The 16,854-nt window shown below is 61.9% G+C and carries 14 protein-coding genes and 1 pseudogene; 4 read left to right on the top strand and 11 right to left on the bottom strand.

The features are described from left to right. Positions 1 to 38 precede the first annotated feature (38 nt). Complete coding sequence (locus OOT43_RS14235; protein WP_266021229.1) at positions 39 to 227, top strand: hypothetical protein; 189 nt, start codon at positions 39 to 41, stop codon at positions 225 to 227. A 277-nt stretch (positions 228 to 504) separates the two neighbouring features. Continuing rightward, entirely contained in the window at positions 505 to 885 is a 381-nt protein-coding gene (locus OOT43_RS14230; protein ID WP_266021228.1) for a hypothetical protein, read from the top strand. A gap of 310 nt (positions 886 to 1,195) precedes the next feature. On the opposite strand, the gene OOT43_RS14225 is transcribed toward OOT43_RS14230, so the two are convergent. After that, a complete protein-coding gene (locus tag OOT43_RS14225) occupies positions 1,196 to 4,090 on the bottom strand; it encodes a type I restriction endonuclease subunit R (protein WP_266021227.1) in 2,895 nt (964 codons plus the stop codon). Then, on the bottom strand, positions 4,018 to 4,518 hold the full coding sequence (locus OOT43_RS14220; protein ID WP_266021225.1) for a type I restriction endonuclease: 501 nt from the start codon (positions 4,516 to 4,518) through the stop codon (positions 4,018 to 4,020). The genes OOT43_RS14225 and OOT43_RS14220 overlap by 73 nt, the downstream gene beginning before the upstream one ends. A 38-nt stretch (positions 4,519 to 4,556) precedes the next feature. Here OOT43_RS14220 and OOT43_RS14215 point away from each other — a divergent pair, with 38 nt between their 5' ends. Both OOT43_RS14215 and OOT43_RS14210 read left to right on the top strand, forming a co-directional pair. Next, entirely contained in the window at positions 4,557 to 4,994 is a 438-nt protein-coding gene (locus tag OOT43_RS14215) for a putative toxin-antitoxin system toxin component, PIN family (RefSeq protein WP_266021224.1), read from the top strand. Then, on the top strand, positions 4,994 to 5,233 hold the full coding sequence (locus tag OOT43_RS14210) for a toxin-antitoxin system HicB family antitoxin (RefSeq protein ID WP_266024982.1): 240 nt from the start codon (positions 4,994 to 4,996) through the stop codon (positions 5,231 to 5,233). The genes OOT43_RS14215 and OOT43_RS14210 overlap by 1 nt, the downstream gene beginning before the upstream one ends. A gap of 42 nt (positions 5,234 to 5,275) precedes the next feature. On the opposite strand, the pseudogene OOT43_RS14205 reads toward OOT43_RS14210, so the two are convergent. From OOT43_RS14205 to OOT43_RS14165, 9 genes and pseudogenes are all read right to left on the bottom strand, one after another. After that, a pseudogene (locus OOT43_RS14205) lies at positions 5,276 to 5,557 on the bottom strand (DUF1016 N-terminal domain-containing protein); the annotation flags it as partial. 333 nt (positions 5,558 to 5,890) lie between these two features. Beyond that, positions 5,891 to 7,201, bottom strand: a complete 1,311-nt coding sequence (locus OOT43_RS14200) for an ATP-binding protein (protein ID WP_266021223.1) — start codon at positions 7,199 to 7,201, stop codon at positions 5,891 to 5,893. Positions 7,202 to 7,293: 92 nt separating this feature from the next. After that, positions 7,294 to 8,550 (bottom strand): restriction endonuclease subunit S, encoded by a 1,257-nt coding sequence (locus OOT43_RS14195; protein ID WP_266021222.1) that lies wholly within the window; start codon positions 8,548 to 8,550, stop codon positions 7,294 to 7,296. After that, on the bottom strand, positions 8,550 to 10,274 hold the full coding sequence (locus OOT43_RS14190) for a type I restriction-modification system subunit M (protein ID WP_266021221.1): 1,725 nt from the start codon (positions 10,272 to 10,274) through the stop codon (positions 8,550 to 8,552). Before OOT43_RS14190 ends, OOT43_RS14195 begins: the two co-directional genes overlap by 1 nt. Positions 10,275 to 10,395: 121 nt before the next feature. Beyond that, positions 10,396 to 10,614 carry a SlyX family protein gene (locus tag OOT43_RS14185; protein ID WP_266021220.1) on the bottom strand — a complete coding sequence of 73 codons (219 nt, stop codon included), beginning with the start codon at positions 10,612 to 10,614 and terminating at the stop codon, positions 10,396 to 10,398. 3 nt (positions 10,615 to 10,617) lie between these two features. Then, a complete protein-coding gene (locus OOT43_RS14180; RefSeq protein ID WP_266021219.1) occupies positions 10,618 to 10,998 on the bottom strand; it encodes a YajD family HNH nuclease in 381 nt (126 codons plus the stop codon). An 86-nt stretch (positions 10,999 to 11,084) separates the two neighbouring features. Beyond that, positions 11,085 to 12,374, bottom strand: a complete 1,290-nt coding sequence (locus OOT43_RS14175; RefSeq protein WP_266021218.1) for an APC family permease — start codon at positions 12,372 to 12,374, stop codon at positions 11,085 to 11,087. A 20-nt stretch (positions 12,375 to 12,394) separates the two neighbouring features. Then, entirely contained in the window at positions 12,395 to 13,186 is a 792-nt protein-coding gene (locus tag OOT43_RS14170) for a protein-L-isoaspartate(D-aspartate) O-methyltransferase (RefSeq protein ID WP_266021217.1), read from the bottom strand. A gap of 149 nt (positions 13,187 to 13,335) precedes the next feature. Next, a complete protein-coding gene (locus tag OOT43_RS14165; protein WP_266021216.1) occupies positions 13,336 to 16,743 on the bottom strand; it encodes a DUF748 domain-containing protein in 3,408 nt (1,135 codons plus the stop codon). Positions 16,744 to 16,854 lie beyond the last annotated feature (111 nt).

Here is a 16,854-nt window from a genome sequence, read left to right as displayed (position 1 = left end):
CCCGCGCACGACATCAACAACAACCAAGACAGCACACCATGACAAGAGACGCAATCGACCTAGAGCTTGAAAGCATCGGCCAGCGGCTTGCCGAACTCATAGACTGCATCGGCTGTTCAGGCTTCATCATCAAAAAAACCGTCAACCCAAGCGGCGGTGCGGCATTCTCAATCACCCCGATCCTACCAACTGGGAGCACGTCGCCCGGCTCTTGCCGCGTCAACTGACGTGGGTCCTTCCTGGAGGGTATATCGCCACGGGTTCGGCTCACTCGCGGTTTCCGGATGAATTTCGGCCCTATATGCTGTTGTTGTTTTCTTCTTCATGTCGGCGGACACCACCATCCAAGGTATCCAATCCACTCTTGAATCCGCACTTCCCAAAGCATAAAGCGGAACCGTTCCGGCTCTCTATGGCACGAACTGCATGCCGAGGCGCTGCGATGGATTAAACTGAAGGTTACCGTCGCCATCTGTCAAAATTGGACGCTACCAAGGAGACGATATGACACAAAAACCGTGGTACATCGAAGCAAGAGCGCGCGCCGAACGCTTCACTAATAAAATTGATAGATCGCGTTTATTGCAGTTTGAGATCAGTTCTCATGATGGTGCTTGGTATCTTCATCGCCCGACCGATTCTGTTAACCTCAAAGCAGATCGCGAGAGGCTCGGACTGAAAGCGTATGTCAACAAGATTGACGCTTACCGAACCGCTGTTCAGACTGCAATAGCTACAGATCACCGAAATCTCTTGCTGTTCGGCGTCGGCGACTATCGACCTCGAATCCAGGTCAACGGGTCAGAACAAGTCCGAATTTGGCATTGCAACCTTAGATACACCGAAGAACGCATCGTAAAGGAACTCCTAGCGACACATTTGTAACTGAGGATTTCGCGCGGGCGTGGCACCTACCACAATGATGCCGGGAAACCGGCATCGACCCTCCTGCACCCCCAGCGGCGCAAGTTTCGGCGCCAAAGTTGAACGCCTTTGAAGGGTAGCATCGATGATGTGGGGGCATATTTGGGGGCATACGAAAAATCTACATAGACAAATTCATCATAAAATCATTGTCTTGTACAAACAGTTCGACTGCCTCCCTCCCGTCTCATGACGTCTCAGAACCCGCGAGCTACAAGGCTTAGCGGGTTTTTTGTTGTCTCATGGCACACCGCCCACCGCTGTGCAGCCATCACTGGAGACAGGCATAAACACCGGCATTTCGCTCCGGGTAGCTCTCGTACACATGCTCGAACACGGCTGAGCACTTCTGCCGGTACAGCTCCGGCGTATAGGCACGCGGCAGTCCCGTGTCGAGAGTGTCTTCGATGGTCAGCTTCAGTTGTGAGCGCGCCGTCGATTTCTGCCGCCAGTTCAGCACCAGCAAATCCTTGAGGCGGGCCAGCAGATCACGGGCCACCTTTTTCACTTCGGCGCGCTCCTCCGTGCTGAGCTCCGGCGCAGGGCGGGTGAGGATGTCGAAGATGACCAGCTCCTCCTCGCTCATGTTCTCGCGCACGTGGCGCTGTTCCTCGTCATTCAGGCTGTTGGAGAGCTTCAGCAGCTCCTCGAACAGTTCCTCGATGCTTCGGCTGCCCGCGTTGTAGCTTTCGATCAGTTCCTCGAATTTCTCGGCGAAGTCGGCACGGGTACGGTTGAACTGGATCAGCTTTTCCAGCTTGGCGCGGATGGCCGCCTTGAGCACCTCGAGGTCGGTGTTTTTGTGCTTGGACTGCTTGAATCGCTGTGCCAGCGCCTCGAAGTTGATCTTCGATAGGTCGAGCGGCGGCGGCCCCGACTCGCGGATTGCGTGGCCGGTAATCGATTGGTCGAGCAGCGTGTTGATGCCGGCCATCACCTGCGAGATATCCGGCGGATTCGGGCTCTGCTTGGCTCGAATGGATTCAGCCAACGTCGAAAGACAGGCCACGCGGCCGGCGAACTCCAGAACTGCCGGATCGGGCTTCACCGCCCGATACAGCGTGCTCACCAGCCGCTCATGGCCGAAAAACTCGCGCCGCAGCGGGTCGGGGGAGATCAGCGCGTTCATCGCGTCTTCGATGCTCTGCAAGCGCTCCAGACCGCCGCCAGCCAGAGTCTCGATCGCGGCCAGCTCCACGCCATGGCGGGCGCAGAATTCCGTGGCATCCACTACCGCGTTGCGCAGCTCCTCGACCAGTTGCTGCTTGTCCTTGACCGGGCTCTTGCCGCCCTTGCCGGCACCGTAGATCGCCAGCGCCTGTTCCAGCGAAGCGAAGACGTTGGCGTAATCGACGATCACGCCGCTGTGCTTGCCGGGAAAAACGCGGTTGGCGCGGGCAATGGTCTGCATGAGCGTGTGGTTGCGCATGGGCTTGTCGAGGTACACCGTCGAACAGCTCGGCGCGTCGAAGCCGGTCAGCCACATGGCGCAGACGAACACCAGGCGCAACGGGTCTTCGGTGTCCTTGAACTTCTCGTCCAGCCCCGGCTGGGATTCGTTCATACGCTTGCGGTGCGGTTCGATGTCGAGCCCGAGCTTCTGCATATGCTGGATTTCGTTCTGCCCAGGCGAAACGATCACCGCCATGTCGGTGTTGCTCAAGACCGCGAGGCGTGCCTTCAGCTCGACCACCCTCAGGTCACGCCGCGCCTGCTCCGGGCTGCCCTCCCCACGCGGCAAGTGGGCCAGCTCGCCCAATGCCTGGCGCACCCCCGAGGTTTCCGCGGCCCAATGTTTCCTCACCTTGTCGTGAATCCTGAGGGCAGTCGCCTTGTCGATGGAGACCACCATGGCCTTGCCTAAAAACCCGCGCCCGAGAAAGTGCCGCACGATGTCCTGCGCCACGGTTTCCAGCCGGTCGTCGCGGGTCAGGAGGTGATACTGGCGGGCGAGCTCGCGCTCGAGCCTGGCTTCCTGTTCGGGGTCGAGTTCGGCGTCCTCGATCAGCCGGTAGATGTCGTCGTTCAGGTCCGGGTTGGTGAGCTGCAATTCCGGCGTGCGGTTCTCATAGAACAGCGGCACGGTGGCGCCGTCCTCGATGGACTGCTGGAAGTCGTAGATCGAGACGTAGTCGCCGAACACCTCCTTGGTACGCTCCTCCCCGGCGATCAGCGGCGTGCCGGTAAAGGCCAGGAACATCGCCTTGGGCAGCGCGGCGCGCATGTTGAGCGCCAGCGTGTCGTACTGGCTGCGGTGCGCCTCGTCAGTCAGAACGATCACGTCGGACCGATCACAGAGCACCGGCATTGTGCCCCCTTCTCCCTCTGGGAGAAGGGCTGGGGATGAGGGTGTTTCGGGACGAAACTTATGGATCAGCGTAAAAACGTAGCGGTGGTTGCCGCGCAGCAGCTCGCGCAGATGCGCACCACTGGCGGCGTGGCAGGCATCGCCCTCGGCTTCCGACACCGAGCCGGTGGTCTTGAAGGTCTTGGCGATCTGCTCATCCAGCTCGATGCGGTCGGTGACGACCACGAAAGTCCAGTTGCCGGCCAGCTTGCGCAGCACCTTCTGGGCGAAGAACACCATGGAGAAGCTCTTGCCGCTGCCCTGCGTCTGCCAGAACACACCGCCCCGCCCGTGGCCCAGCTTCCGCGCTTCCAGCATGGAGCGAAGCGCGTTGTTCACGCCGAGGAACTGGTGGTTCTGGCCGATGATCTTGACCAACCCGGCCTTGTGCTCGGAGAACAGGGTGAAATTCTCGACCAGATCGAGCAGGCGCTTTAGGTCACAGGTGCCGCGCAGCATCACTTCCAGCGACACGCGGCGCGACTCGTCCTCGCACTCGATGCGCTTCCACTCGAAAAACCGATCCCAGTCCGCGGTGAGCGAGCCGACGCGGCTGTCGGTGCCGTTGGAGGCGATCAGGAACGCGTTGTGCCAGAACAGCTGGGGAATCTCCCGCTTGTAGTGGGTGAGGTTTTCGTCGAACGCCGCGCGCGCCGACACGCCCGGCTTCTTCAGTTCGATCACCACCCACGGCAAGCCGTTGACGAAACCAACCAAGTCGGGCCGGCAGGTGTAGAGCGCGCCGGTCACGCTGAACTGGCTGACGAGCAGGAAGTCGTTGTTCTCCGGATGCTCCCAATCCACCACGCGCAGACGCACCTTTTCTTCCCCTCTCCCTTTGGGAGAGGGGCCGGGGGTGAGGGTGAGGGAGAGGGGCCGGGGGTGAGGGTGAGGGTGAGGGTGAGGGTGAGGGTGAGGGTGCGGTCGGGCACCGACACCGTGATGCCTTCCTTGAGCAGCCGATACACCTCCCGGTTCGCGGCCTCCAGGCTCATCGCCGAACGGTCGCGGGTCAGTTCATCGATGGCTGCGTCTATCGCCTCAGGTGGCAGTGCAGGGTTGAGCCGGGTCAGCGCCACACGCAATCGGCCCACCAGCACGACCTCGCCCTTGGTCTCGCGCGCCAGCGTGCCTGCCGAGCCGAAAATTTCCTCCATCGCCGACACCGTCTCCCAGCCCAGCGTGGCAAACAGCCCGATGGCAGGCTGCTCAACCAAATGGGATTCGCTGTAGGCATGGGTGCTCATGCATTGACTTCCTGTATCATGCAAATATCATCGACAATATGACTATACCGCGCGTCGTGCTCGACACTAACGTCCTCGTTGCAGCTTCCCGCAGTCGGCTGGGTGCATCGTTCGCCTTGCTGCAAGCCCTGAGGGATGGACGGTACAAAGCGTTGGTATCGGTACCGTTGATGCTCGAATACGAAGCGGTGCTCAACCGGCCGGAACATCTCGCCGCCAGCGGGCGCAACATCGCCATGAACGGCGCCTTTCTCGATGCCCTCTGCCTGCTGGTCGAGCCGGTGCATTTACATTACCTGTGGCGCCCGCAACTGCGCGATCCGGCCGACGAAATGGTGTTGGAAACCGCGCTGAACGGCCGCGCCGACGGGCTGGTCACACTGAATGTCGGCGATTTCGCCGCCGCTGCGGATTTCCGCATGCCGGTCATGACCCCCGGCGCGTTCCTGCGGCAACTGAACGAGGAGAAAACCTGATGGCCAATTACGCATTGCGAGTTCCCGATTCGCTCCTCGCCTACGCCCGCCAAGTGGCCGAGGAGGAGCATGTTTCCATGAACCAGTTCTTCGTCATGGCCATCGCGGAAAAAGTGTCCGCCCTCAAGACTGAAGCCTATTTTCGCGAGCGGCAGGCGCGGGGCGACCTCTCCGCCTTCGATACCTGGCTCACCGCCAGCCCCGAAGCCCCGCCGGAGGCTGGTGACGAGATGCCTTGAACGCAATTGTGCAAGCACCCCTTGCACAAATTCGGCATCTGGCCGCGCCTCGGCGAAGGCGCGCATGTACTTCAGGTTGCGCGGCGAAAAACCCTTCATGTCCAGAAAGGCATTGCGCAAGTCCTGCGCCAGCCGTTCGATCACCTTCGCCCCCCAGCCCTCGCGGTCCTGCCGATCGAGGATGTCGCGGCCGATCTGCCAGTACAGCAGCACCAATTCGCGGTTGACCGCCAGCGCCGCCCGCTGCTGGGCGGCGTGGATGCGGGCCTTCAGCTCGGCGAGCCAAGCGGCGTAATCGGCGGGAAGCGGGAGGATGTCGAGCATGAGGTTCAGCGTTCGGTGAAAACCGCGCAAGTCTGCCGACCGCGCGCGGCAAATAGCCCGATGGCTGGCTGTTCGACGAGTTGGTCTTCGGTGTCGGCGTGGGGGCTCATATCGTTGCGATCGAGCGTCCATCAAAGATCAATCAAAGAAAAATTGCTCATAAAGTCAAGGCGGTAGGCCGACTTAAGGGCATCTTGGAGACATTCCATCATGGAAGTCTCCTGCCAATACCCGTCTGACCAATCAAATACCCGTCAAAGAAATATTTCAATAAATAACATAAGCATACGTCGCCATCGGCTTTGAACTCGCCAATCGCATCAAGCAAATCCTCTACGCCCAGTAAGGCACATACCGCATGAGCTTGGACGCCGCGTCGGGATCGGATGGGCGAATCCTTTGCGCGGCAACAGCTTCCCCCAGAAGTCTGGAGGCGATAGCGGCGTTCTTCTTGTCGATCTTGAATCGCTGGCGGATCGACTCGTTGTTGGTGATCTGGTTCGTTACGTACCTCAAAACACAGTGCTGGTAGACGGCATTGACCCTCTCCTCGGGGGACAAGTCTTTCAGCGGCTTGTAACGGGAAAGCATGACGGTCGTGTGGCGCGTTCCCAGGCGGCAAGAATAAGATGGCAATTGGTGCAATTCGATCTGCATCACCACGGCGTCCATGCCATATCCTCGCTCCTCGCAAATGCCCAGTTGCCGGAGAGCATCGGCAAAACGTTCATTGCGCGACTGGTTTTCGTCGATGAAGCGATCGAGCGGCAACACCGGCAAGCCGGGATTGGTCATCTCGAGCCGGTCATCGTAAATCTCCACCGTTATGCCCGTACCTTGTTGAGTCAAGTCCTGGTGCACGATGGCATTGCCGATGACTTCGCGAATCGCCTTTAACGGATAGGCGTAAGTCGTGGTCCGCAGCGCCGCAGCGATTTCCTCGCTGGCCGGCAAATGCTCGTACACATAGTTGACCAAACCCTCGAAGCCGACCGCATAGCCCTTCTGCCCGGTAATATCCTTGCCGTCGCGGACTTGCTGCTTGGAAATTCCGTCATAGACGATCAGCCGGACGCCTTTCCGCGCGACCGGCTCAAAGTCGGTCAGCCGCTTGGCAAGCAGCAGCGCGCCCAGGTTGGTAATGGTGAAAAGGCCGTCCTCCCGGCGAACGAAACCTTTCCCGACGAGCGTATCGAGTACTTCGGCGCGAGTCGATGGCAAGGGCCGTTTGCGCAGATCGAAATAGCCTTGCACATCCAGCAGTGAAACCACCTCTTCCTCGGTACAACGGCTCCGCGCCGGCTGATCGATGAATTCCGGCTTACCCTCGTCGATGATGCGTTTCAGCTGATCGGGCGTCATCGGCACCAGGTCCTCACCGGCGCGCATCCAGTAGCGGCCGTCATAGTGCAGCGGATGCCCAACGGTTCGTGACGGCACCTCGAACACCAGCACACGACCGTCCGTGTGCGGAATCTCATGCCACAGCCCCCGGAGGTGAATCCGCTCATGGATACCGGCGACCGTTTTCTCGGGCATTTCGAAAGCCTGAGTGCCCACCGCCTTGCGGGGCGGTTTGTCGGTGACGCCCAGAACGATGCGGCCACCACCCTCGTTGGCGAGCGCCACGCAGTAATCGACCAATTTCTCGAAGTGGAAATGGCTCTTGGCCTACTTGAATTCGACGTGTTCATTCTCGGAGCGCACGAGGAGTAACGCGTTCAACTCAGCTTCGGTCATGCGGTAACCTGTTCGCGAAGTTCGACTTGGCCGGAGAGCAGGCGCGGCAGCAGGAGGTCGCGGGTGCTGCGGAGGTTTTGGATTTGTAGCTGTAGTCTGTGGATAAGACGGAAACTCGGAGCGACGATAGCCGAGAAATGGTCGAGCAAGGCGTCCGGTGGCTGCATAACAAGGTATTCATGGAAACATTGTTCTTGCACGCGTTGACGCCCAGACGCACCGGTCATGCTCTTGATAGCGACGTTACGAAACTCGTCGCTGCGCGCCAGCAAGTAAACCAATTCCGGAGTAAGGGTCCGAGACCGTAAGACGATAAACTCCGTCGAACCGAACGCTACGGCCTTTGAATCAGGTAAGAATTGGACAAAGCCCGTCTTGCCATTCTCCAAACACGGAGTGATTCGAGCAAAGAGCGTATCGCCGTTCTGAAACTTGCTGCCACTGTTGCCCTCGCGGGTTTCGAAGTCAGTAACGAGCATCGAGTCGTTTGATAGGCAACTCATTGGAACAAACGGTTTCACGCCCTCCCGTGGTATTGCCACTCGGGGATTGATTTTCACGCATTCGGGAAGAGTCTTCACCTCCCACCCCTGCGGAATCTCGCCGAGAGAGGAGGCGACGGGGGGATAATTTTCGTAGCCAGGGAAGCGGAAGTGGACGAACCACTCGCGGTAGAGGGCGCGGGCCATCGTTTCCAGAATCTTGATGCGCCGCTGGCAGTTTTCAATGAGTTCGTCGTAGGCCGACAGGATGCCTGCGATGCGTTTCTGAACGGGAAGCGGGGGAACGTTGACCTCTAAACTGGGAATGTCTTGGAGCCGCATATGCTCGACCGTCGCCCCCGAACCGAACCCTTTGATTTGCCCTTGTAAATCATCGCCAAGCAATGAATATAGAAGGAAATCTGCGTCCAGCTTCTGAGGGTCAGGACGGAAGTGATACAGACGTTGTCCAAGAAACACACGATCGTCCGTGCGTATTTTGCCCACATCGCCAAGTGGTGCCTCGCGCGTTAGGATGATGTCATTGCGCCTCGGAACAAGCCGTCTCGTCCACTTCTTATAGGTCTCTGCGGTCACATATCGAACGTTCTCAACGTCAATATAACCGTTGCGAACATTTGTAGTGCGTAGCATCTTGAACGGCGTAACTTCACTCACAACTGGTGCCGTCCGATTAAGGCAATCAACGTGCGCCTCACAAAGTTCAACGATTGGCAAACGCCGCCAGAATGTCGAGTTAGAGTTCATCATCAAGAATCCAGAATCTCCACCACATTCGCGGCGATGATCTGCTCCAGTTCCCGCGCCCGGGCATTCAGCGCCTCCAACTCCTCATTCAGCTCTTCGAGCTGTTCCTTGAAATCCTCGTCGCTCACCTCCTCGCCCGGCGCGACGCCGACGTAGCGGCCGGGGTTGAGGGACCAACCCTGGGCTTCGATTTCCTTCAGCGCCGCCGCCTTGCATAGGCCTGCAATGTCGCGGTACGCGACGCCGCAGGCGCCCTCATCCCCACCAGCAGGATAAGGGAAACTGAAGACTTCCTCGATCTTGGCCTTGGCCTCTTCGCCGCCGAGGGTGAAATCCAGCGCTTCGCCGCGATACAGTCGCACGAGGTTGGCGATGAAGCCGATCTGCGCGGGTGTCCAGTCGCGATGGGCGCGATCCACTTGGCGGTAGATGTGGCGGGCGTCGATGAAGAGTACGGTGTCGGCGCGAGAAACCCCTCCCGGCCTCCCCTTCTCAGGGGAGGGGGGATTTGCTTTGCCCCGGTCGAGGAACCATAGGGTGCAGGGCAGGGTGACGTTGTAGAAGAAGTTGGGGCCGACGGCGACCATCACGTCCACGGCGCGGGATTCGACGAGTTTCTGGCGGATGTCCTGCTCCGAGGCGCGGGCATCGGAGGCCGAGTTTGCCATGACGAAGCCGGCACGGCCCTGCTCGTTCAGCGATGAGTAGAAGAGCTGTATCCACAGGTAGTTGGCGTTGTCGGTGCGGGGCAGGCCGAAGGGAAAGCGGCGGCCGGGGCCGACCAGGTCCTTGAGCCTTTCCTTGTCCACGGCGTTGACGTTGAACGGCGGATTGGCGAGGACGAAGTCGAAAGCCCCGCCCTCACCCCCGACCCCTCTCCCAGAGGGAGAGGGGAGACAAGCGTCGTGGGGATCGTCGTAGTAGCTGTTGACCTGGCCGCCGTGGCGGATGTCGCCTTCGAGCCCGTGGATGGCGAGGTTGAGGCGGCACAACCTGCCGGTTTCGTCGGTCTTTTCGACGCCGCAAATCGCCAGTTCGGCGGCGGGATTCTTCTGATGCTCGGCGACGAAGCGCGCCGACTGCACGAACATGCCGCCGGAGCCGCAGGCGGGGTCGAGGATGCGGCCGTGGAAGGGCTCGATGATTTCGGTGAGCAGCTTGACGATGCTGCTGGGCGTGTAGAACTCGCCGCCTTTCTGGCCCTCGGTGCGGGCGAATTCGCCGAGGAAGTATTCGTAGATGCGGCCGAAGGCGTCGTAATCCGCGCCGGCGGGGATTTCCGAGACCTTCTTGAACAGCTCCTTGAGCAGCGTGCTGGTGAAGAGGTTATAGGTCTTGGGCAAGACGCCGGCGAGCTGAGGATTGTGCTTCTCGATGGCGCGCATGGCGTTGTTGACGTTGGCGCCGACATCGATGCCCTCGGGCAGCTTGAGCAGGGTGTCGAAGCGCGCTTCGGGCGCGAGGTAGAGAATGCCTGCGGCGTGGTAGGCGATGGGCTCATCGACCCGGCTGCCGCGCCGCGAACTGGCGCCTGCATCTTCAAGCTTGGCGCGTTGGGTAGCAAAGCGGGCCTCGGCAAAGCGCAGAAAAATGAGGCCGAGGATGGGACCGGAATACTCCTGGGCCTTCAGACCCGAATTGGCGCGGAATTGGTCGGCGGCGTCCCAGAGGCGTTTTTCGAGGGTGGTCGAAGCGGTGTCTTTTTCGGTGGGGGCGATCCAATGCATTGTCTGTCAGTCATCCCGGTGATTTGTTGCGCCCTCATCCGTCAAAAGCGCGAGGCCGCTCTCTGCCAATCCCGAGGCACAGCACCACGGTGCTCCGGCAGGCCCCGATCATGGGCCTGGCTCAATAGTGAGGCGGCTTTTCGTCCGCCGCCGGAGCAGCCGTCTCGGCCAGAATCGACATTTGCTGCACGCGCTCGACCAGCAACCGGATCTTGGTTTCGAACTGATCGATCTGCTTCTGCTGCCGAGTAACCACGTCATTCAAGGCAAGAACCGTGTCTTCCAGGTAGGCGAGCTTGGTTTCGATGTCGACCAGCCGCGCCTCGCTTTCCACCGCCATGGTTTACTTCTGCCCCTTCAGCAGATCGGCCAGGCCGGCGAAGGCATTGTGGGTCAGCGTCGAACCCTGCCGCGCCCCGGCCTCGACTTTGCCGGTCAGATCCGCAGTGAGGTAGCGTTGATGTTCGTTGTCGTGACAGTACAGACACAGCAATTCCCAGATGCTGCCATCGGCAGGGTTGTTGTCGTGATTGTGGTCGCGATGGTGAACCGTGAGTTCCCGCAGGTTCTTGTGGTTGAATTCGCGGGCGCAGCGTCCGCACACCCAGGGATACATCTTGAGCGCCCGCTCGCGGTAGCCGCGCTCCCGCTCCTCCTGGCTGCGGCGGGCTTCGGCGACGATGCGGTCGAGTTTGTTGGAATCGGGGCTGGTCTTTCTTGGCATGTCTTTCGGCGACGTCTGCGCGATTTTTGGTTTCGATGCCGCCATTTTACCCGGGAAGTCCGTCAACCGGGGCCGGCACCGGCCTATCAGGTTTCTGACCGGGCGTTTCCGGACCAGATGGCACCCATGCGCAAAAGCCCCCAAACCGCCGGCAGTGTGGCAAGCCCCCAGAGGGCGGCCTGCGGCTGGCGGACCAAGGCAGCGGCGGTCATGGCGAGGACCGCCAGCAGGTAGACCAGCGGTGCCCAGGGCCAGCCGATGACCGGGCAGGCATCGCCTTCCTTGAGCCGCAGCCGGATCAGGCCGAAGACCGTCGCCGCGGTGCTCAACCCGAGGGTAAAGCCGGTATAGGTCAGCAATTCCTTGAAGCCCGCGCTCCATAGCAGCGCCAAAGACAGGGCGCATTGCAGGAACGTCGCACGCTTGGGCGCGCCGTCCTCATGGAGCGATAACCAGGGCGGGAGATACCCGTCCCGCGCCATACACGCGCTGACGCGGGGACCGGCCATCATCATGGCCGAGACCGAGAGGGAAAGGGCGAAAGCCACCAGCAGGGTCAAAAAATCCGCCCAGACCGGGCCGCCCAGCGCGAATGCCGCAACGCGCCCTATATCCGCTTTGCCCGCCAGAGCCTCGGGAGCGGCGGAAAACATGAACGCGGTATTCAGCGCCAGATAAAGGACGGTGACCAGGCCGGTACCCAGCAGGAGCGCCCGCGGCAGGCTGCGTTCGGGATCGCGCACTTCGCCACCGAGGTAGACGGCGGCGTTCCAGCCGGAATAACTGAACGAGACCCAGATGAGCGAGGAAAAGAAGGTGCCGAGGCCGGCGCCTTCGCCCGATCCGGTGGCGAACGGCGCGACGGCCAAACGCGGCCAGGCCAGCAGAACGAAGCCCGCGATGAGCACGAGCTTGAACGCGACGGCGAAGTTCTGCACCCCGGTACCCACCGGGCCGTGTGCGCCGTGGAGCAAGGCGACGGCGACCAGCAGCAGCGTTCCTGTCAGCTGAGGCGCATGCCAGGGCGTCCAGGGAGCCAGGTACTCGCCCAAACCGTAGGCGGCGGCAGCCATGGGCGCGGAAAAACCGACCACCAGGGACACCCATCCGGCCACGTTGCCGGCGGCGGGATGCAGGGTCCGGGACAGGAACAGGTATTCTCCTCCCGACTCCGGAAAGCGCTGCGCCAGCGCGCCGTAGCTCAGGGCGCCGCAGGCGGCGATCGCTCCGCCCGCCAGCCAGGCCAGCAAAGCCAGCCAGGGCGATCGCAGCGTCTCCAGCAGGAAACCACCGGTCGTGAAAACGCCGGAACCAACCATGCTGGCCACCACCAGCAAGGTGGCGGAAGGCAAGCCGAATCGGCGTACTTCGTGCATCTCCAGCGCTCAATGCCGCATCACGGCTGCGTCCCCCTCAAGACCTCGCCGGTCATGGGGACGAACCGGACCGGAAGGACCGCCTGCCGTTCCAGTTTTCCACCCTGCTTTTTCAGCAGGTACAGGTCCTGGTAATACGACGGGCCGAGCGGGGCGATCATCCGGCCGCCCTCCTTGAGCTGTCCGATCAGAGGCTGCGGCACGTCGCTTACCGCACTGGTCAGGATGATCGCATCGAAAGGCGCAGCTTCCGGCCAACCCCGGTAGCCGTCTCCGATCCGGACCCGCACGTTGCCGAAGCCCAGGCGCTGAAGGTCGGCCTTGGCCCTTTGTCCCAGCGGCTCGACGATCTCGATGGTGTAAACCTCCGCCACCAGCTTCGACAGCACGGCCGCCTGGTAGCCCGAGCCGGTGCCGATTTCCAGCACTTTGTCGGAGGGCTTGGGCTCGAGCCGCTCGGTCATGAAGGCGACGATATAGGGCTGGGAAATCGTCTGTCCGAAGCCGATGGGCAGCGCGCTGTCGCTGTAGGCGTATTCCCGCAGCGGCTGGGGCACGAATTCGTGCCGAGGCACCTCCGCCATCGCCTTGAGCACCCCAGGATCGCTGATGTCGCGGCCGGCGCCCTTGAGCTGCTGTTCGACCATGCGTCCGCGCGCTGCCGCGTAATCGTCCGGCTGGGCAAGAGCGCAGCCCAAGTGCGCCGACGCGAGAGCGGACAGGCACGCGAGGAATGCGGCGGCGAACGGCCGGCTGCCGCACCTTCCCCCGGCGGAAACCGGAGGGCGGACCTGGATCGGCGGTATCGTCATGCAGCGCCACCTCGGCTTTAAGGCCCCGCCTCCTCAGGGAAGTACGGGAGCAAGTGCCAATCGGAGAGTACCCAAATTTCGCGGGCGATTCCATCGGCCGGGCTGTCGTACGCTCCCTCCGTTCTCGCGCTGATATCGCGCGGGGAAGTTCAGCCCCCCGCCGTTTTCAGGTCCAGCCTGGTGACGATCCGCCCGTCCCGGACATCCCCGGACGCGGTATCGCCCACCCTGACGCGGCCAGGGTCCAGCGCGCCTCGCCGCACCAGCGCTCCGGCTACCGCCTGGGCGCGGCGGCCGGCCAAAGCCTCCAGATCCTGGGCAGACAGCGGCGCGGTTTCGACCAGATGGTCGAACAATGCCCGATAGAACGCCGGATCCGGGCTGGGACGGCCCACCAGGGCGGAAACGCGGCCGATGCGCTCGGCCTTTCTGCCTTCCTTCTTTTCAAAGGCGGCCTGAACCTGCTCCGCTGCATTCGGACCGCCGCGCTCGCCGGCCAGATCCTCGAGCGCCAACTGGCTGGCGGCACTGTCGAACGCGACCGGCCCCGGCTCCTCCTCCGGCGACCACCGGAAACCCAGCTTCGCCGCGACGGCCCGCCGTACCTGCAAGGACTTCAGCGCACGCCCGTCCAGGTCCGGATCGGCTCCGCCCCGCACCTCCAGGCTGATCTGAGGACGCTGCGCCAAGCCGACCATGACCTTGTTGAGTTTCTCGAGTTCTGGCGGCCCGATGTCGGTGCTGCCGGGCTCGAACAACACGCCCCCCATCTCATCGCCGTTGCCGCCGAACAGATGGCTCAAGGCCCTGAACGGCGCGGTCACGGCCCTGGTAACCACGTTGACGAAAGCCTCCCAGATCACTTTCCCATAGTCGAACCTGGGATTGCCGAAATCGCCCTCGACGGGAACCGATACCTCGATCTTTCCGTCGCCATCGGTCAGCAGCGCGACCGCCAGGTCGAGCGGCAGCGAGACCGCCTTGGGGCTCTCGATCCGCTCGCCCAGAGCGAATCGTTCCAGCACGATCCGGTTGTCGTTCCTCAGCCGGCCGTCGTCGATCTGGTAACGGATGTCCAGATTGAGCTTGCCCGAGGTGATCTCCCGGCCCGCGAAGGTCGCGCTGTAGGGTGAGAGAGACGGCATGTCCACATTGCGGAACGCCACGCTGACGTCGCCGAAATGTTTCGGCGCCAGCGGGCTCAACTGACCGTAGACGTCGACCGCGCCGTAACGGTCGACCTGCCCGTGGAACTGGAGCATCGTCCGCGCTTCGGGCCGGGTCGAAAGGCCCGCCGCCGTGCCGAAGAAATCATGGATGTGGGTGGCGAAGGGGAGGACGAGCGACATGTCGCTGAAATCGATGTCGCCCTTTTCGACACGAACGGCTTCCACCGTCACGAGCAAGGGCTTGGATTTTCCCGTCCGGCGCCGACCTTCGACGGCTTTCGGTGCCGCGCCGGCTGGGCGGCCGCTGGCGAAAATCCTCTCGATGTTGGTCGAGCGGTTCTCGAAGATCTCCATATTCCAGCCCGGCTCGGCGACGCGCACCTGTTTGACCGCCAGCCGCCTTTCCGCCAAGCCGAAGTCGAACGCTTCCGCGGACAGATTCTTCCACGACAGAAAACGCTTGCCGGTGGCAGTCTCTTTCAAGAGCAGTCCGCCTACGCTCAAATCGCCCTTGGCCTTCAAGGCCGTGCCGGCATCCTGCCGGTAGCCGAATTTGAGCTGCGCGGACAAATCCCCGCTTTCGAGCTTGAGGCCCGAGAAGCGGGCCACCAGGGGATACAGGGACTTGAGATCGATCCGCCCCAGCCTGACCTCCCCCTCGGCCCGGTTCAGGCTTTGAGACAGGGTGCCCGAGGCCTTGAACTCCCCGCCCTGCCTGAGCGCGAATGCCGCGTCGAACGCCATGGGCATATCCGCTCCGCTGGCGACCGGCCCCAAGCTCAGCCGCAGACTGTCCAGGTCGTAGGCGATCGCCGGGGAAAAGGTCCTATCGGCCATTGCCACGTCGAAATCCTCGAGGACGAACTGCTGCAAAGCGTAGCGCCATTCCCCCGTTTCCGGCGGCTTCGGAGACCGGCCATCATCAGACCTGGGTACCAGCGCTTCCGCTGGAACGATGCCGCCCGCCGCCTCGCGAACGATGTGGGTACCGCCGCCTTTCAGGGCAATCCGGCCGATGCCGACTTCGCGTTTTGCCAGGTCCAGATTTGCGTCCTCAACCGAGAGCGATGCCAGGGTCACCAGGTCTTTCCGCTGTCCCGAGGAGCCCGCCGCGGTCAGCGCGATATTGTCCATGCGGAGTGCCAGGCGGCTTATCGCCGCCTTCAAATCCCCCGCCCCGGCCTCGATGGCGGCGGCGAACGACAGCTCGAGCGCGCCGACACCGAGGCGGATCGGCGAATGCCGGCTGGCATCGGCATAATCCACGCCGATCCTGGCCAAACTGAAAGCGCCGACCTCGACCCGCCACGGCGGCTCCGGCTGATCATTCGAAACGGCGGAGCCGGGGGCCGGGGCATCCGGCCTCAGCAGTTTCAGCCAGTCGATTTCGCCGGCTTCGTCGACGGCTGCGCGCAAGCGGCCTTCCCGCATTTCGAACTTCGGCACGCGGACCGTGCGGTTTGCCAGGTCAATGCCTCCCTCCTTCGCTTCAAGGCGGGCCAGGGCCAGGATCGGTTCCGAACCGCCCTCCGGAATCAGCCTCAAGCCCTCGATTTCCGCGGCCAGGCCGCTCACGCTCAGATCGAGTCCGGCAGGCCCTTCGGCCAGCCTGTAGTGCGCGACCGCCCCCAGTTCCCCGCCCGGCTCGGCAAGAGCGAGCCGGTCCTTCACGAAAGGCCAGAGGGCCGCGAGCGGGACATGTCCGAGCCGCAAGTCGCCTTCGGAATAGGGCGGATTGACCGAAACCCTGCCGTGCCAGTCCAGGATGCCGCGCTCATGGAATTTCGCGGTGACATGCTGGGTGCCCTGAACTTCGGGCAAGGTGGAAAGGTCCTCGACTTCGAGATCGATGGAATCGAAGGTCTCGTCGAACGGCGCCGTCCTCGACCTGTCGGCGAACCGGACTTTGCCGCCGACCATCGAGAGATGTTGGAAGGTCAGCGCCAGAGACTCGTCCTCCCGCTTCCCCGATTCCGCCGATTTGGGCAGATCGTCCGCGAGCTTGGCGAGATTCAGCCGCCCCTCCGCATCCACCACCAAATCAACCGAAGGCTTTTCGACCAGAGCCTCGGAAAATGTCCAAGCGTTGTCCAGCAAGCCGACCGGATCGAGATTGAGCGAAAGGCGCGCGAAGCTCAGCAGAGGCTCGCCCGACACCTCATCGAGCGCGAAACCCTGCAGTTCAAGACTGAAGCTGAACGGATTGAAGCGGACTTCGGCAATCGACAGATGCCGTTTGAGATACCTGGCAGCCAGCTCCGGAGCAAAGTGTTCCGCCAGCCTGGGCAGCAGCAAAAAACCCAGCGCCGCGTACAGCCCGCTCAACGCCAGCATCACCGCAAGCACCTTGAACCACGGCGTGCGTACCCAATGCGGGAGGGATTTCATTGTCGTCTGCCTGCGTTCCGGATTTCCTTCCGAACTTTCTACCACAGGTCAAGACCGCGGCCCAATGCAGATTGAAAATCCGCCTCGCTTACCTCGGCAAGCGGACCGGGC

The sequence above is a fragment of the Methylococcus mesophilus genome (assembly GCF_026247885.1).
Taxonomy (GTDB): domain Bacteria; phylum Pseudomonadota; class Gammaproteobacteria; order Methylococcales; family Methylococcaceae; genus Methylococcus; species Methylococcus mesophilus.
This window is presented reverse-complemented; position numbering and strand designations above follow the sequence as displayed.

Excerpts from the sequence above, each read along its gene's own strand:
- OOT43_RS14235 (WP_266021229.1), top strand. The coding sequence starts at position 39 with ATGACAAGAGACGCAATCGACCTAGAGCTTGAAAGCATCGGCCAGCGG.
- OOT43_RS14230 (WP_266021228.1), top strand. The coding sequence starts at position 505 with ATGACACAAAAACCGTGGTACATCGAAGCAAGAGCGCGCGCCGAACGC.
- OOT43_RS14220 (WP_266021225.1), bottom strand. The coding sequence starts at position 4,518 with ATGAGCACCCATGCCTACAGCGAATCCCATTTGGTTGAGCAGCCTGCC.
- OOT43_RS14215 (WP_266021224.1), top strand. The coding sequence starts at position 4,557 with ATGACTATACCGCGCGTCGTGCTCGACACTAACGTCCTCGTTGCAGCT.
- OOT43_RS14210 (WP_266024982.1), top strand. The coding sequence starts at position 4,994 with ATGGCCAATTACGCATTGCGAGTTCCCGATTCGCTCCTCGCCTACGCC.
- OOT43_RS14195 (WP_266021222.1), bottom strand. The coding sequence starts at position 8,550 with ATGATGAACTCTAACTCGACATTCTGGCGGCGTTTGCCAATCGTTGAA.
- OOT43_RS14190 (WP_266021221.1), bottom strand. The coding sequence starts at position 10,274 with ATGCATTGGATCGCCCCCACCGAAAAAGACACCGCTTCGACCACCCTC.
- OOT43_RS14185 (WP_266021220.1), bottom strand. The coding sequence starts at position 10,614 with ATGGCGGTGGAAAGCGAGGCGCGGCTGGTCGACATCGAAACCAAGCTC.
- OOT43_RS14180 (WP_266021219.1), bottom strand. The coding sequence starts at position 10,998 with ATGCCAAGAAAGACCAGCCCCGATTCCAACAAACTCGACCGCATCGTC.
- OOT43_RS14175 (WP_266021218.1), bottom strand. The coding sequence starts at position 12,374 with ATGCACGAAGTACGCCGATTCGGCTTGCCTTCCGCCACCTTGCTGGTG.
- OOT43_RS14170 (WP_266021217.1), bottom strand. The coding sequence starts at position 13,186 with ATGACGATACCGCCGATCCAGGTCCGCCCTCCGGTTTCCGCCGGGGGA.
- OOT43_RS14165 (WP_266021216.1), bottom strand. The coding sequence starts at position 16,743 with ATGAAATCCCTCCCGCATTGGGTACGCACGCCGTGGTTCAAGGTGCTT.